The organism is Rhodohalobacter sp. SW132 (assembly GCF_003390325.1).
In the GTDB taxonomy this organism is placed as follows: domain Bacteria; phylum Bacteroidota; class Rhodothermia; order Balneolales; family Balneolaceae; genus SW132.
On the sequence record NZ_QUOK01000005.1, the window covers coordinates 62,385 to 77,949 of the forward strand.

General features: G+C 43.6%; 16 protein-coding genes. 9 read left to right on the forward strand and 7 right to left on the reverse strand.

Annotated elements, in window-relative coordinates:
- Nucleotides 1–4: 4 nt before the first annotated feature.
- The 5 genes from DYD21_RS10920 (at nt 5) to DYD21_RS10940 (ending at nt 4,209) form a co-directional block, all read left to right on the forward strand.
- Nucleotides 5–835, forward strand: a complete 831-nt coding sequence (locus DYD21_RS10920) for a PASTA domain-containing protein (protein ID WP_116036488.1) — start codon at nt 5–7, stop codon at nt 833–835.
- A 12-nt stretch (nt 836–847) separates the two neighbouring features.
- Nucleotides 848–1,537 (forward strand): ribulose-phosphate 3-epimerase, encoded by a 690-nt coding sequence (gene rpe, locus DYD21_RS10925; RefSeq protein ID WP_116036490.1) that lies wholly within the window; start codon nt 848–850, stop codon nt 1,535–1,537.
- A 152-nt stretch (nt 1,538–1,689) separates the two neighbouring features.
- On the forward strand, nt 1,690–2,598 hold the full coding sequence (locus DYD21_RS10930) for a PhoH family protein (protein ID WP_233505521.1): 909 nt from the start codon (nt 1,690–1,692) through the stop codon (nt 2,596–2,598).
- Nucleotides 2,599–2,629: 31 nt separating this feature from the next.
- Nucleotides 2,630–3,421, forward strand: coding sequence for an MBL fold metallo-hydrolase (locus DYD21_RS10935; protein WP_116036495.1), 792 nt, complete (start codon nt 2,630–2,632; stop codon nt 3,419–3,421).
- The gene (locus DYD21_RS10940) at nt 3,418–4,209 is read left to right on the forward strand and encodes a purine-nucleoside phosphorylase (protein ID WP_116036498.1); all 792 of its coding nucleotides are present in this window, start codon (nt 3,418–3,420) and stop codon (nt 4,207–4,209) included. Before DYD21_RS10935 ends, DYD21_RS10940 begins: the two co-directional genes overlap by 4 nt.
- A 19-nt stretch (nt 4,210–4,228) precedes the next feature.
- Here the strand turns inward: DYD21_RS10940 and DYD21_RS10945 are convergent, their stop codons facing one another.
- The 4 genes from DYD21_RS10945 to DYD21_RS10960 all read right to left on the reverse strand — a co-directional run bounded on the left by DYD21_RS10945 (nt 4,229) and on the right by DYD21_RS10960 (nt 8,313).
- Nucleotides 4,229–4,936, reverse strand: a complete 708-nt coding sequence (locus DYD21_RS10945) for a DUF3307 domain-containing protein (RefSeq protein ID WP_116036500.1) — start codon at nt 4,934–4,936, stop codon at nt 4,229–4,231.
- A gap of 13 nt (nt 4,937–4,949) precedes the next feature.
- Entirely contained in the window at nt 4,950–5,570 is a 621-nt protein-coding gene (locus DYD21_RS10950; protein ID WP_116036502.1) for a SatD family protein, read from the reverse strand.
- Nucleotides 5,571–5,701: 131 nt separating this feature from the next.
- Entirely contained in the window at nt 5,702–7,180 is a 1,479-nt protein-coding gene (locus DYD21_RS10955) for an FAD-binding domain-containing protein (protein ID WP_116036505.1), read from the reverse strand.
- Nucleotides 7,181–7,221: 41 nt separating this feature from the next.
- Nucleotides 7,222–8,313 carry an AI-2E family transporter gene (locus tag DYD21_RS10960; RefSeq protein ID WP_116036508.1) on the reverse strand — a complete coding sequence of 364 codons (1,092 nt, stop codon included), beginning with the start codon at nt 8,311–8,313 and terminating at the stop codon, nt 7,222–7,224.
- 399 nt (nt 8,314–8,712) lie between these two features.
- Between DYD21_RS10960 and DYD21_RS10965 the strand changes: the two genes are divergently transcribed.
- Together DYD21_RS10965 and DYD21_RS10970 are read left to right on the forward strand one after the other, a co-directional pair.
- Nucleotides 8,713–8,940, forward strand: a complete 228-nt coding sequence (locus DYD21_RS10965) for a hypothetical protein (RefSeq protein ID WP_116036510.1) — start codon at nt 8,713–8,715, stop codon at nt 8,938–8,940.
- Between the two features lie 133 nt (nt 8,941–9,073).
- On the forward strand, nt 9,074–9,517 hold the full coding sequence (locus DYD21_RS10970; protein ID WP_116036512.1) for a DUF2267 domain-containing protein: 444 nt from the start codon (nt 9,074–9,076) through the stop codon (nt 9,515–9,517).
- A 38-nt stretch (nt 9,518–9,555) separates the two neighbouring features.
- Here the strand turns inward: DYD21_RS10970 and DYD21_RS10975 are convergent, their stop codons facing one another.
- Entirely contained in the window at nt 9,556–9,783 is a 228-nt protein-coding gene (locus DYD21_RS10975) for a ChaB family protein (RefSeq protein WP_116036515.1), read from the reverse strand.
- A 179-nt stretch (nt 9,784–9,962) separates the two neighbouring features.
- Between DYD21_RS10975 and DYD21_RS10980 the strand changes: the two genes are divergently transcribed.
- Entirely contained in the window at nt 9,963–10,520 is a 558-nt protein-coding gene (locus DYD21_RS10980) for a type 1 glutamine amidotransferase domain-containing protein (protein WP_116036517.1), read from the forward strand.
- A 348-nt stretch (nt 10,521–10,868) separates the two neighbouring features.
- Here DYD21_RS10980 and DYD21_RS10985 read toward each other — a convergent pair whose 3' ends face one another.
- On the reverse strand, nt 10,869–12,083 hold the full coding sequence (locus DYD21_RS10985; protein WP_199535514.1) for a PQQ-dependent sugar dehydrogenase: 1,215 nt from the start codon (nt 12,081–12,083) through the stop codon (nt 10,869–10,871).
- A gap of 239 nt (nt 12,084–12,322) precedes the next feature.
- On the opposite strand from DYD21_RS10985, the gene DYD21_RS10990 reads away from it, so the two are divergent.
- Nucleotides 12,323–13,231 (forward strand): aldo/keto reductase family oxidoreductase, encoded by a 909-nt coding sequence (locus DYD21_RS10990; RefSeq protein ID WP_116036523.1) that lies wholly within the window; start codon nt 12,323–12,325, stop codon nt 13,229–13,231.
- Nucleotides 13,232–13,360: 129 nt separating this feature from the next.
- Here the strand turns inward: DYD21_RS10990 and typA are convergent, their stop codons facing one another.
- On the reverse strand, nt 13,361–15,181 hold the full coding sequence (gene typA / locus DYD21_RS10995; RefSeq protein WP_116037117.1) for a translational GTPase TypA: 1,821 nt from the start codon (nt 15,179–15,181) through the stop codon (nt 13,361–13,363).
- Between the last annotated feature and the right edge of the window lie 384 nt (nt 15,182–15,565).

A 15,565-nucleotide genomic window follows, 5' to 3' on the forward strand; every position in this document is an offset into this window, starting at 1 on the left:
TCATATGGACTTGCTAAAAAGAATATTTACAAACAAATACCTGTATATTTTTACAGGCGGTTTGATTGCATTTGCGGCAGTAGCAGCACTATTACTGAATTTTGTGATCATGCCGAACTATACAAATTATAATGAAGGGGTTACGGTCCCAGATATCACAAAAATATCTTTGTTAGAAGCTGAACAATTACTCGAAGAGTATGGATTGCGTCACGAAGTACTCGACCGAAGAGCCAATGCAGCATATCCTGCAAATTATATTATCGATCAATCTCCTTCTCCCCGTCAGTTGGTTAAACCGAACCGCAAAGTGTATCTTACTGTGAACACCGAGGTCCGGCCCACGGCTGTGGTTCCTGATCTTGTTGATTTGTCGCTCAGAAATGCACGAATCCAAATCGAGAACTATGGTTTCACGATGGGAACAACAAGCTACGAATCTTCCCGATTTAGGAATACGATAATGAGGCAGTCGCTTACTCCCGGCGATACAGTAAACCGGGGCGCAGTGATTAATCTTGTGGTGAGCGACGGACTGGGTGACCGCATTGTAACCGTTCCCGAGATTACCGGTTTGAGCTTATCACAAGCGCAGCAAAATATTCGGCAGGCCGGGTTACGGGTTGGCGAAATCCGGTTTGAATCGAGCCGTGAAGAACCGAATACCGTACTTTCAGTATCCCCTGAAGCTCAGGAACTAACCGAAGGCGAAACACTCACACTTGTTGTTGCCGAACGGTTTGATGCCCGGGAGGAAGCCGAAACCGGTGCTGTAGATACCGACACCACCATCCAGGCACCCCCAGATACCACACGAATTGATGATAACGAATAGCCAGATACCGATATGACATTTGACTCTCCCATTCTTGCCCCTTCGCTTCTGGCAGCTGACTTCACCAAACTGGGTGACGAAATTCAAGCCTGCCTGGACTCAGAAATTAGGTGGCTGCACTGCGACATCATGGATGGGAAATTTGTACCCAACATAAGTTACGGACCGTTTGTGGTGGAAGCGATCCGCCGTGCAGCGCCGGAAACTTTTCTGGATGTGCATTTGATGATTGAAAACCCCGATGCATTTGTTGAACCCTTCGCTGATGCGGGGGCCAACCTTATATCCGTACACCAGGAGACCTGTCCGCACCTGCACCGCACCATTCAGCATATTAAAAACCAGGGATGTTTAAGCGGTGTGGTCATCAACCCGGCAACTCCGGTAGATACGCTCTACCCGATTTTTGAAGATGTAGACCTTGTGCTCGTGATGAGCGTTAATCCGGGTTTTGGAGGTCAGTCGTTCATCGAATCTAGTCTGAAGAAAATTTATAAACTCAATGAGATCAGAAAACAAACACAAATGGAATTTCTGATTCAGGTTGATGGTGGCGTAAACCGGGAGAACTGCACCCAGCTGGTTAGAAAAGGGGCAGATGTGCTCGTTGCCGGCAGCAGTGTTTTTAAACAAGAGAGCATTTCAGAGGCAATTCAGGGCCTGAGATCTAAAATGAATGCGGGCCGCGCTGATTTGGTTTAAATAAAGCTGAATTCTGACTATTTTATAGGATTGTTTTCCTATCATTCAAAAAATTAATAATACATATCGAAACCAAAGAACATATTACAGAAAAAACGGTACTCATCGAAGATGCAGATCCTGTTGTTGTTTTAGGATTTGACGACAGAAATTTGTCGCAGCTTGAACAAGCATTTCCCAATACTACTCTTACCGCCAGGGGAAGCAAAATCAAACTGAAGGGCCCCGGTGGCGAGGTGGAAACTCTCTCTGATATCCTGGATGATATGATCTCGATGGTACGCCGCGGTGGCGAGATTACAAAGAGCGATGTATCTACCCTTCTTGCACTGGCAAACAAAGTAGAGGGAAAATCCAGGCCGGAAAAAACTCCATTTAAGCAAGATACCGGAGATATCATTCTTCACACCCATACAGGGGAATCTGTTGCCGCAAAAACTGAAGGACAGCTTAATATCATCCGGCAATCTGAAAATAATGACATCCTGTTTGCGATCGGTCCGGCCGGTACCGGGAAAACCTACACATCGGTAGCACTTGCAGTTCGTGCTCTCAAACAGCGCAAAGTGAAACGAATTATCCTGGCGAGACCCGCCGTGGAAGCCGGTGAAAACCTTGGGTTCCTGCCGGGAGATCTCAAAGAAAAAATCGATCCGTACCTGCGTCCGCTCTATGATGCACTGGAAGAGATGATTGAATTTGATAAGCTTGAATTTCAGCTGCAAAAAAACATCATCGAAATTGCACCGCTTGCCTACATGCGCGGCCGCACACTCAACAACGCATTTGTGATACTTGATGAGGCGCAGAATGCCACAAACACACAAATGAAGATGTTTTTAACACGAATTGGCTTCAACAGCCGCGCGATCATTACCGGTGATATCACACAAACCGACCTTCCCCGAAAACAGGAATCCGGATTAATCACCATACAGAAAATCCTGAAAAACATCGACGGAATAGCCTTTGCTTACCTTAATCAGGATGATGTCGTTCGCCATAAACTCGTGCGTGATATCATTGATGCATACGATAAATATGAAAGTAAAAAGAGATAAATAATCGTATCTGAAGAGATTCAAAAAAATTATGGCTACCGTAACACCCCTCTACGAAGGCACCTTTTCTGTTGGCCTCGATAAAGAATTTAACCGAATTGACCGAAACGACCCTCCCAAAAAAGGAGCCCTTAAACTTTCAATCAACCCGTTTCTGATCCAGGATAACGACCGGAATATTCTGTTTGATGCAGGAATTGGTGATTTGCTTGGCAACGATACTACCATCGACACCATTCTCGAAAACCTGGACAACCATTCTGTTCAGGATTACGAAATTACCGATATCTTTTTAAGTCATCTCCATTTTGATCATATCGCGGGAATCGCCAATCAAAAAAATGGATACTGGGAACTTACATTCCCCGACGCAGCTATTTGGGTTTCAAAAGCGGAATGGGAAAAACTGCGATCTATCATAGATGAACAGGACGACAGTAAGCGCGATTTTTTCTACTTTGTCGACAGCCATGCCGACCTTCATTTTTTTGAAAGTGATGTTGAAGAGCCGATTCCCAATGTCCGGGTTGAACGAATTGGCGGACATACCGAATATCACAACGCACTGTTTTATGAAAACGGAGATTCCAAATTTGTGATGGCCGGCGATGTGATCGGCACCCGGGGAGCTGTAAACCGTACCTACGCGGCCAAGTATGATTTTGATCCGAAGCAAAGCATGGAACAGCGTAAGAGAATTCAGGAACTTGCCTACAAGAAAAACCACGCTATCCTGGCCTATCATGAGACGGACCATCCCGTTTTCAAACTGACTGATTACAGCGAAAACAAAGGGTATAACATTGAAAATCAGACTGAATGAGCTATCCCGCTACTATCGAACCGATCAAACAGTACCTGCTCCAAAATGGAGTTTCAGAATCTCCGGAAGCGGCTGTAATTCTCGGATCCGGCCTGGGCGGGTTTTCATCATCAATCAAAAATTATACGGCTATTCCCTACAATTCTATTCCCGGCTTTCCCGAAACGTCTGTACAGGGACACTCCGGTGAGTTGATTTTTGGTGAAGTGGCCGACAAACCGATTCTCGCGTTTTCGGGCAGATTTCACCATTACGAAGGGCATCCGTTTGAGCGCACCGTACTGCCGGTTCACCTCGCAAAAGCGTTTGATGTTGAAAAACTGATTATTTCAAATGCCGCCGGAGCAATCAATACGCGGTTTAAAGTAGGCGATTTGATGGTGATTGATGATGTGTTCAGGCCGTTTTATTCTGTCGCCTCAACATCTTCTCCCCGATTCAAATACAATCTGTATAAAATCGCCGACGATGTACGAAAAATCGGGGCATCTATCGGGCTTGACCTCCAGAGGGGCACATATCTCTTTGCAAACGGACCGAATTACGAAACGAAAGCCGAAATACGCGCCTTCAGAGTGCTCGGCGCCGACGTGGTGGGCATGAGTACTGCACCGGAACTGATCGAGGCGTCTCGGCTGAATCTGAAAGCTGCGGCTATCTCTATGGTTACCAACATGGCCGCCGGCGTGGTGAAAGGAAAACTCGATCACTCCGAGGTAAAAATAGCAGCCGAAACCCGAAAAGAAGATTTTGCCCGGTTAGTGACGGAATTGGTAAAAAAATTGTAACTGCTGCGACCTGGTGTGATCATTGGATAAGTCTAAGTCCCCAAATCATTGCCAAGCCGGTGAGTATCGCTATAAAAAAACTGAGAAGCGTACCGATCAAAATGTACTCTGTCAGTTTTCGGTCCTCAGATCGGCTCAAGTCACCGAACCTGAATACGCTTTTGGCGGCAAGCAGGAATCCAATCACCGACAGGTTTGATGTAAGCATTGCGATAATAATAAAGAGCCGCTCAAGAATACCAATATATGTTCCCGCTCCCCTTAGAGTCCCGTCATCATTTGATTCAAACTGTTGACTCCACCCCTGCATGAACCGCTGTATGATGATAGCTGCTGGATAGGTGACAAACAAAACGCCGGTTAAGACAACCCAAATTGTATTCACCGGTACATCAACCATTGAAAATTCCCAGTAGAAACTCCAGACCAATAATAAAATAGTCAGATGAGCAAGTTGGTCGATCGTAAACCACCGCAACTGGGTTTCTTCGCGCTGGAATGTAAGTTTTATGCCATCAATTACAAGATGAGTTCCGGCGATGAAAAGCGCAACAGACCAAACCGACCAATTCCAAAGCACCCCCATTATTAACAAAAAATGAATGAGCGAGTGTACCCAAAGCCAGGGTGATCTCCATTTTCTCTCATTTTTGTCTTTAATCCAGCTTTTTGGCTGGAGGATAAAATCCCCTACAAGGTGCGCTAAAAGTAATTTTACAAGTATCATCCCTACGAGACTTTCAATTATATTCGTTATTTAACTTATCCCTGAAATACTGCTCTAACTCAATAATCTCATGAACGGAACCTCGCTTAATCCTTTCATTTACAGTTGATTGAGCAATTCCCAGTTTATCCGCAATATCTGTTTGAGTAATCCCGGGTTCGCTAAACAGTAATTCAGATACTTCGGCCGTTTTACTCGTCCATGAATTCATAATCACCAGGGCGAGCTTAAACATCAAATTTAGTTCTTTATTTATACTTTCACTGGGTGTTCGGATGCCCAGATGGACATTTTCTTGTTTCAATTCATCCAGAAGCGTACCCGAGTACACAAAGGCATCTCCACTCGATTCGCTTATGTACCCCTCCCTGTACCCTCGTTCTCCTACACCTATCGAAAGTCTTACATCAAGTTTTTTGTGGTTTAACTTTTTGATGATTGATTTAATGACAATCGCCACACGCAGTGCATCTTCAGAATTTGCTTCAAGCTGGAAACTATCACCCCGGTATATTTGCCAATCTGTTGGAGTTTCTCCCAGGCTTTGAAACCATTTTTTTAGCGGATCCATCCAGATTGATGGATTACTAACGGTTTGTGATTGAACTATATCTCCTGTTATGGTGGCGATCATATCTCAATATCGTCTTTTTAAACGATATTTTCAAATTATCGTCTAATTTAACGATAATTATCTATTATCGTGTAATAGGACGATAATATATACCCGTAATGATCGGCCGCGTAAGAAGTGAGATAACTGTGCTATAACAGTGTTTTTTGATTCCCATATGTATCTAAGTACTGTTTCAGTTTCACTTTTTTACGCGTACTATTGCTGGTCATATAGCGCAGCTTCCCAAAGATCGGCCGCTCCTGCCAGGCGCGGTCAAACCGCCCGAAACACCAGAAAATTCCCGAGTAACTATTCGGATCGCGTCCATCAATAGCGTATGTGTTATTGAGATCAATAAGATATTGAAGGGCTGTTCTGTGGTCAGGTGTCCACTCAATTACTTTCTTTCCCCAAAGCATCCGCAGGTAGTTATGGATGATACCATCCTTGCGCAGCTGAGTTTGTGCAGCATTCCAGATATCATCACCTGTCTGCGCATTTTCCAGCTCTTCGTATGAGTAGATATGTTCCCGAGGATCATCTTTATGCTCTTCCATCGTTTTAAGAGCCCAATCTGGCAGGCTTTCATACGCATCATAATCCTTGCGATGGTGAGCAAAATGAAACCCGACCTCGCGCCAGGTGATCACCTCATCCAAAAAACCATCGATATTCGGATCGCCATTAAAAAAACCGCCAGTGGATCCTTTATTGAACGAAATTTTATCCAGGTCCCACCCTTCTGGCTGATGCTGAAGAACCGCACGAACAATTTCGTACTCAGAAATTTTTCCAAAGTGGAGCCAGGGACTCAGTCCGCTTGTTATATTTTCATCGGGATGATTCCGCTTCTCGTCGTATACATGCAATCCGTTCCGTATAAAACTGCCCAGTTTTCCGGTGGCTGCAGACCGTGCCCCATTCATTTCCACCGGATGCACATCATGATTGATTTCGAGTCCGGAAATAAAATCGGGAATGGAATTCAGGGCATCTTCAGCATCCGGCAGATTGCTGAAGGTGGATCCATCAAGTTCAATCGATTCCCTGTTTTCAAGATCATCCAGGGGATTTTGCCGAGGCGGATTTGTATACGCTTCGATAAAATTCTTCTGCATGATCTTGCGGAAAAAGTAGGCGCTGTAGGGATCTTTATCGGTGAGACCGAGCGGTATCAAACCGTTACTGTCAACCGTGTAGTATGGAATTTTCAGCTCATCCGGGTACGTTTCATTTCGTTTCCGCATGATAAATACGGGGTATTCATCGGTTACCAAAACTGAAGCTTTCGAAGAGAGTTTCCGAAGAAGATTGTCGTACTGACCCGGTTCTGCCTCAACAAAGGAGACGTAATTGAGATCCTGTTCCCGGGCATAATTGAGATGTTCTTTCATCCCCTGCATCATAAAGGTGTGGGAACGGTCTGTAGCCCAGGGATAATCACACGAGAAAGCTTCGAGTATGAGAAGCGGCTTGTTCAATTTATTTGCCCAGCCTACTGCATATTCGAGGGCAAAATTGTAGTGAAACCTTCTGTTAATCTGCATCCAGTAGAGTACGTACTCTCCCTCTGCGTTTGGTTCGGTTTGATTACGTGGAAAGACCCGATCGCTATTGAAATTTTTCATGATGTCAAAAACAATCTGCTCCGGGAATCAATTCCCGACAATCAGGAATGGCTTTCACTGGAACTAAACCACTTTTTCACCCCATTTAATGAAGGCATAAACTCTTCCGTGCCATTACTGCTGAGCAGAAACCCAACCGGTTTGAGCGAATCCACATTATCACATATAATTTTTAGCATGGCGAGATAAGGAATGACCAGAAGCATGCCTGCAAGTTCCCACAACATCGCACCTGCGAGCAGTGACAGAATAATAATCAGTGGATTCATCCGAACATATGATCCCGTGATGTTGGGGGTAAGAATGTTGTTTTCAAAAAACTGGACCGGAAAAAAAGCAACCACTACCCAAAATGCCAGAGAAGGATCCTGAGTTGCAAGCACAAGTATGAGCACAGAAGCATATCCCAAAATAGTGCCCAGATAGGGTATCAGGTTAAAAAGAGCCGCAATCACACCCAGCAATATGGGATAGTCCAGCCCGATCAGCCAGAATACTCCGCTATTAATAAACATCAGAAGAATTACCACCACAATCAGCCCTTTCAAATAGCGGGGTACAATTTCGGCGATTTCACGGATGATTGTTTGAACCGTTCTCCGGTTCTTGTCTGAAGATATATCAAGAAGTATAGTCTGAAATTTATTTCTATAAAGAAGCAGTAGAAAAGTGTAAACCGGCATCAACCCGAAGGCAACAATCGTATTAGTTGTGGCAGTGAAAAATTCGAGAACATACTCAGCAAGACCGTCAATATTCTCAACAGCATCTTGCATCTGATCTTCACTAACGCCAAAAAAGTTACCTACAGAACCTATAAAAAATGCTGCGTTTTCTTCAATTTGCTCTTTTACATCTGAGAAGTCCTCAGTAAAATTAGCAATCAGGAATCCAAGAAGGGAGAAAATGCCTGCAATGAGAAGAAGCGCACCGATGATGAGTGACAAGTTGGTTAATATCCTGGGGATGCCTGCATTTTCCATACGTCTTGCTCCCGGGTACAGGAGATAAGCAAATAGAATGGAGAATAACAGGGGCACGAGCAGATGTTGCAGAACATTCAGTAAAAACACAATTGCAATAGCCAATAAAAGCCATATCAAGTACTTTGCTGAAGCTGGAATATCACTCATAATTTTAAAAAAGAAAGACTCTCATTGCACGGTAATATAAACTTCCTCAATCCGTACAAATCGATATTTTAGTTTGGATAGTATGCATTTCTAAAAAAAACTGCACCAATTAAATCTTTGCAGATTTTCACTCAAATCCAACTGAAGTAATGAAATAGAGTTCCGGTTTCTATCAGGAGATCTGCATTAATTCGTGCGACTTTTCCCTTGTTTAGATTCTACTTCATTTTTTTTGTGTATACGCTTGATCCTGGCCCTGTTGGCACCTTTAATTAATTTCTATAAAACTATCTGGCACTTTATCCTGTTAATTATAGAAACAATTCCCATTACAAACTATATAAAAGATAACAGTACTAATAGTGATCCTCAGATTTTTAAAAAAATAATCAACCTGTTATGTCAGATAAAAAGAAAAAAGAAATACTCAAGGAACCTCAGGAAGAATTTATAGATGAGGGAATCGCTGAAAAAAAGGAGCCGGGATCTTCTGATGCGGGGAAACCATTATATGAGAATATGAAGCTGGAAGAACTCCACAGGCAAGCCCGATTGGAAGGTCTGAAAAACTACATTGAATTAGATAGAGATGAACTTATAAATAAGCTGAAAGCTCAAAAATCATAGGCTGAATAAACCACCATTTTATTCTCAGATTCATTTTTTATTGATCTCTACCATGGAAATTTATGAGGAAATCTTACAGTAATCATTCCGTTTAGGAATTCAGAGAGAAACCGAATCAAAAAATCAGGATATTATGGAATCTTCAAATATAGAGTTAGAAAAATTCGTACATGAAACTCATGAATATATTAATCAGTTAGCAAGTGATCTCGGACACCCGGAAGAAAAACAAAGGGTGATGATTATCTGGCGTGCTGTAATGCATACGATCCGCGATCGCATTCAGATCTCAGAGTCACTGGACCTGCTCTCTTCGCTGCCATTGATTCTTAAAGGGATGTTTACTCTCGGATGGAAATACAGCGAATCACCGCCCTATACATATGAGACTATCGAGCAGATGAAAACCCGGGTTAAACATCTACAAAATGAATATGGCGAACAGGATTTCCCATGGGGCAAGTCCACCGAGGAAATTATCTCCATAGTACTTGACTCACTGGAAAAATATTGTTCGGAAGAGCAAATAGACCATATCAGGGGGCAGTTGCCACAAAAAGTAAAGCAGGTCGTATAAAAGTTAGCTTAAGGTGGCAGAAGAGTGATTTAAAAGTATCACTCTTTCTTCACCCACCTGTCGTTTTCTTTTTTGTATTTCTGTTTTACTGCAGCCCAGGCTACACGATGGGCCGTTTCTTCGCGGGAAGCATCACCTTGCCTGTCCGCGGGATCTTTATATTCCTCCCAGGCACTGTTATAGGCTTCCTTATAGATCTCCCGCGCATGTTTGGGCAGATTATCTTTTACAGAATCCGGAAGGTCGGATAATCGGTCGTACGGCATGTTTTCTCCATTTTATATTAACAATTAAGTATAGACATGTACCACAAATTATTGGAAATGTTCTGATGAATTAATTGGTACATCTATCAGAATGGAGTTTACAGGGAACACCTCACAGAGAAAATCATTAAAACGTTATAAGAGCTTCTAAATTAATCAAGAAACCAAATATCAGGATTATGAAACCTAAAAATAAGTTATCCATAGCAATTCTTGCTACAGATGGATTTGAAGAGTCAGAATTAAGTGAACCTCGCAATGCTTTGAAAGATGCCGGGATGATTGCGCATATTGTATCTCCAAAGCAGGATCAGATTCGTGCCTGGAAGCATACAGAGTGGAGCAGTGAGTATAAAGTGGACGTACCTCTTGATGAAGCAGATACCGAAAATTACGATGCATTGTTGCTTCCCGGCGGTGTTCTGAATCCCGACCAGTTACGAACTGAGGAGAAGGCCATTCAATTTATCAGGGATTTTATCGAATCAGATAAACCGGTTGCTGCAATCTGTCACGGTCCCCAGCTTTTAATTGAAGCAGATGTAGTAGATGGCCTGAAAATGACATCTTATCACGCCATAAAAACGGATCTTAAAAACGCAGGCGCAAACTGGGTTGATGAGGAAGTTGTGATAGACCGAAATATCATAACCAGCCGTAACCCCGATGATATTCCAGCTTTTAACAAAGCCATGATTCATGAATTTCAAAAAACGAAACCCAAAGAGACTGCATAATTTTGCATCTCTATCATCTCACCCTCGCTAAGAATTTGCAGAGGGCTTAGCAAAACCGTGCTTTCGCCAGATTTCGGCGTTATTGTGGAATCGAATTCCTCACGTATTGTACATACGCTCCGGTTCCGATTCCACTCTGGTCTTGAACTATGACAAAATCCCTGGTTTTGTAAAGCCCTCATGTAGTGAGGTTTAATTATTTTTCTGAGTTCGATTCTAAAATTAAACAAGACATAATTATTCGAACTTCCAGGTATGAAATGTGAATGAGTTCATATAAAGTGAAACGGGCTCAAACCGGCAGATCCATTTGGTTAAGCCCGTTTTTTTTCATGATATCATCAAAACTCATTGCGCTTCAATCCTGTACACTCCGCCATCACTTTCATCTGTAACCAGGTAAAGGTTTCCATCAGGGCCCATTCTAACATCGCGGATTCTGCCAATAACTTCTGTTATCAGAACCTCATCATGCACAACTTCTTCCCCATCGATCTCAAGCCTGTGCAGCTGTTCTTTTAAGAGTGATCCGGCAAAAAGGCTGCCATTCCATTCTTCAATTTCACCTTGGTGGTAGAAAGCCAGTCCGGATGGTGCCATGGATTCTTCCCAAATGTGTTTGGGTTCCTCCACACCGGGAGCTGATTTTCCTATGCCGATCATAGCTTTGGTATCATACTCAACGCCCTGTGTTACCTGTGGCCAGCCGTAGTTTCTGCCTTCAACGACAATATGCACAAGATCGCCGCCATACGGGCCGTGTTCTGTTGTCCAGATATTCCCATTATCCGGATCAATTGCAAGCCCCTGGTTGTTCCTGTGCCCAAACGAGTAGATTTCCGGGCGAAGGTTACCGGGTTCCATTTCAACAAATGGGTTATCATCCGCCGCACCGCCATCTTCATTCAAACGGATCATTGCGCCACCCGGATCAGTAAGATCCTGAGATGGATAGCGAATTCCCCTGTCTCCTATTGAAAAAATTACCGTTCCATCTCCCGGAAATACAATCCTGGAGCCATAGTGCCTGCCGGGTTCAGTTCGAGGCACCTGTGTATAGAGTTCTTCTAAATCTTCAAGAGCGGTTCCATCGCTGTTAATTTTTGCCCGTGCCAGTGCGGTACCTGTGGCGTAATCTTCATCACCAAAATTTGAGTCGTCATCACCAGGGCTTGAGTAAGTAAAATAGACCCACCCGTTTTCCGCATGCTCAGGGTGCGGAACCACATCAAGTAAACCACCCTGGTTTCCACCCTCAGGCGCTGTTTTTTGATCCTCATCGGTATCAATTTCGGGCAGTCCCGTGAGAGGAGTAATTGAATTCCCATCAACTATTAGCAGTCTTCCGGGGCGCTCTGTGATGATCATCCTTCCATCAGACAGCCAGTTCACTGCCCACGGATGCTCCAGGCCCTCAACTACTTTTACTATCCTGAAATCAGTTTTTTCGCTGCTCACCGATTCCTCAATAACTTCCTCTACTACCAGTTGTGCCTCACTCAAAGTTATTGCACTTAAAACAATGATGACGCTGCCTACAAATGTTCTTAGTATTTTTCTCATGATTTTAATCATTTTAAGGTTTATTATTACTCGTAAAAGAGCAGTTTAAATACTCTATAACCGATTTTTAACACATTCTGTTACACATTGTTCCGAAAGGCTTTATTTTAATCGGATATTAACTATAAATGTATAAAATCTTTAAATCTGAATGAATATTTCGATATAGTTTATTATCGTCTGTATATTAATTCATTATTAAAATGACAATTTAGTTAAATAAAAAAGGAGAACAAGAGATGAGTGAACTGCTCGAAAAGATCCACCCTGACGGGCCGGAAGTTTCCAGAGTATCAGTAGGAATGCTTCGGTTACCGGAATGGGATTATTCAAAAAAAGAACTCGCAGAGTATATTGAAGCCTGTATTGAACTTGGCGTCACCACCATCGATAATGCCGATATTTATGGTGAATATGAAAGTCAGCCAATTTTAGGTGAAATGCTAAAAGATAATCCCGGCATTCGCAAAAAAATTCAACTAACCAGCAAATGCGGGAATGTACTAACATCAGAAAACAAGCCCAGCCATGAGGTAAATCACTATAATCTCACGAAAGAACATATTCGTGATTCTGTTGAAACCACTTTAAAGGATCTTCATACAGACTATCTCGACCTGCTGATGCTGCACCGTCCAAGTCCGCTGATGGTGATTGAAGATGTTGCAGAAGTACTAACCAAACTGGTGGATGAGGGAAAGACGAAACATGTGGGGGTTTCTAATTTCACGCCACGCCAGTTCGACTGGCTGCAGTCGTACCTCGATATACCTTTGGTAACCAACCAGGTACAGGCCTCACTCCTTCACACTGAACCGTTATTTAACGGAGTGTTTGACCATTTGCAAGAGAATGGGATCAAGCCGATGATTTGGTCACCCCTGAATGGAGGGGAATTGTTCGAGGGCAAGGAGGATAAATCCGTTCGGGTACGGATTGAACTTATAAAACTGGCGGAGAAGTATGAGTGCACATTTGATGTAATTGCGCTTGGATGGCTGTTTCAGCTTCCGGTTCAGCCCTTCCCTGTTGTAGGAACAAGCCAGATTCTGCACATCGAAAAAGCGGTTAAAGCCAGTAAAATGGACCTTGATCGCCAGGATTGGTTCAAATTACTTGAAGCATCACTGGGCGAACCGGTGCCGTAGGGATTACAAATACTTTGCCATTCAATTTTACTATAAACTGCCTCATAATTTTGAGGCAGTTTTTCCTTCTCATTTGAAGAAATAGAGTTGCAGCTTACATCAAAATATACACTTCGAATTGCGGAGCTGTTAAACCGTCTCCTTCTTTTTCTCAGCTCTTTTTCTTTCGTTGTGATCCAGGTGCGTTTTCCGGATTCTCAGGCTTTTAGGGGTTACTTCAAGCAATTCATCGTTGTCGATAAATTCGATGCACTGTTCGAGACTCATCTTTCGTGCCTGTGAAATTTTAACCGAATCGGAGGTTTGCGTGGCACGATGGTTTGTGAGGTTTTTCTTCTTCACCACGTTAATTACCAGATCATCCGCACGGTTATTCACTCCCACAACCTGACCCGTGTAGACCGGATCGCCTGGTTCTACGATGAAGTTGCCGCGATCCTGAAGTCCCTCAAGAGCGTAGGGTGTTACGTCGCCTTTCTCCAGTGAGATTAGCGCGCCGCGTGTGCGTCCGGGAATCTCACCTGCGTACGGTCCGTATTCTAAAAACTGTTGATGCATAATTCCGGTGCCGCGTGTTTCGGTGAGCATCTCACCACGAAACCCAATAAGTCCGCGAGCGGGAACTTTGAACTCAATGCGATTATTCTCACCTTCCTGGACCATTGAGGTCATAATCCCTTTCCGCTTCTGAAGATTGTCAATCACCCTGTTGCTGTAATCAGAATGAACATCGATCACAACTTCTTCAAACGGCTCATGCAGATCGCCGTCCACTTCTCTGTAAAGAACTTCGGGACGGGATACAGAAAATTCAAACCCTTCACGGCGCATCGTTTCAATCAAAATTGAAAGCTGAAGCTCTCCCCTTCCCGCAACGCGAAAAATATCGGGGTTGTCTGTCTGTTCCACATGGATTGAAACGTTGGTACGAATCTCCTTATTCAGACGATCTTTAATCTGGTTTGATGTAACATAATCGCCTTCCAGACCCGCAAACGGCGAGTTATTGACCCGAAAATACATGGCCATTGTCGGCTGATCGATATCAAAATATTCGATCGGAGTCGGGTCAGAAATATGGGTCAGTGTATCACCGATTTCCACATCCTCATATCCGGCAAGTGCAAAAATATCACCTGCTACTGCTTCTTCTACCGGTTCACGGTTCAAACCGTTAAATGTAAACAGTTTTGTTGCCTTGGCTTTCTGCTTGTGAGTACCCTTGCGGTCCATCAGAACAATCTCCTGGTTGGTTTTGATGGTCCCCTGCTCCACACGGCCAATCGCAATCCGTCCCACGTAATCGTTCCAGTCAACGCTGCTGACCAGCATTTTAAACGGAGCATCCATCACCTGTTTTGGCGGGGGGATGTGCTCTACAATTTTATCAAACAGCGGAGCCATATCCACATCATCATCTTCCAGCTCTTCTTTGGCATAGCCATCGATAGCGGCAGCATAAAGAACCGGGAAATCGAGCTGTTCATCCGTTGCATCAAGCTGCACAAACAGATCAAAAACCATGTCCAGCACGGCATCCGGACGTGCATCCTGCCGGTCGATCTTGTTGATCAGAACAATTGGCTGATACCCAAGATCGAGTGATTTACGAAGCACAAATTTTGTTTGCGGCAGAGGTCCTTCCGCAGCATCCACCAGCAGAATCACACCATTTACCATTTTGAGGATACGCTCTACTTCACCGCCAAAATCGGCGTGACCGGGGGTATCCACGATATTGATTTTAGTACCATTCCACACAATCGTTGTATTTTTTGAGCTGATGGTAATGCCCTTCTCCTTTTCCAGATCTCCGGAGTCCATGACCCTCTCTGCAACCTGTTCGTTCTCTCTGAAAGTTCCGCTCTGCCGCAGCATCTGATCCACCAGTGTGGTTTTTCCGTGATCTACGTGAGCAATAATGGCGATATTTCGAATGTCCTGTATCATAAAAGTGTGTGATGTGTCCGCGCGTACTGCCCGGGAAAATGTATAATTATGGTGATTTTCGATCTCTCCGACTATGGGCTGCAAACCGAAAACTTGATAGCCTTAAATATACGGTCTTTTTTCGTGAGTTCTGATTATTTCTGTAAATAGAGTAAAACTGCGTTTAGAAATGACTTTACTGGACTGGTTTAATCGGAATCGTGTTCATGAATTCTGTTCATCATGATAAATCCGAATGCGTCTGAACCCTCAATTTATGCTGTCTCTTGAGCGGAATAAGACATGCGGCAATTCGCGCCAAAAATAATCCGTTCTGATTTCTATCATCTCCTGTTGATTCAAATAGACACAACCGGCAAGCAGGATGGCTAAACAAAAGCCGTG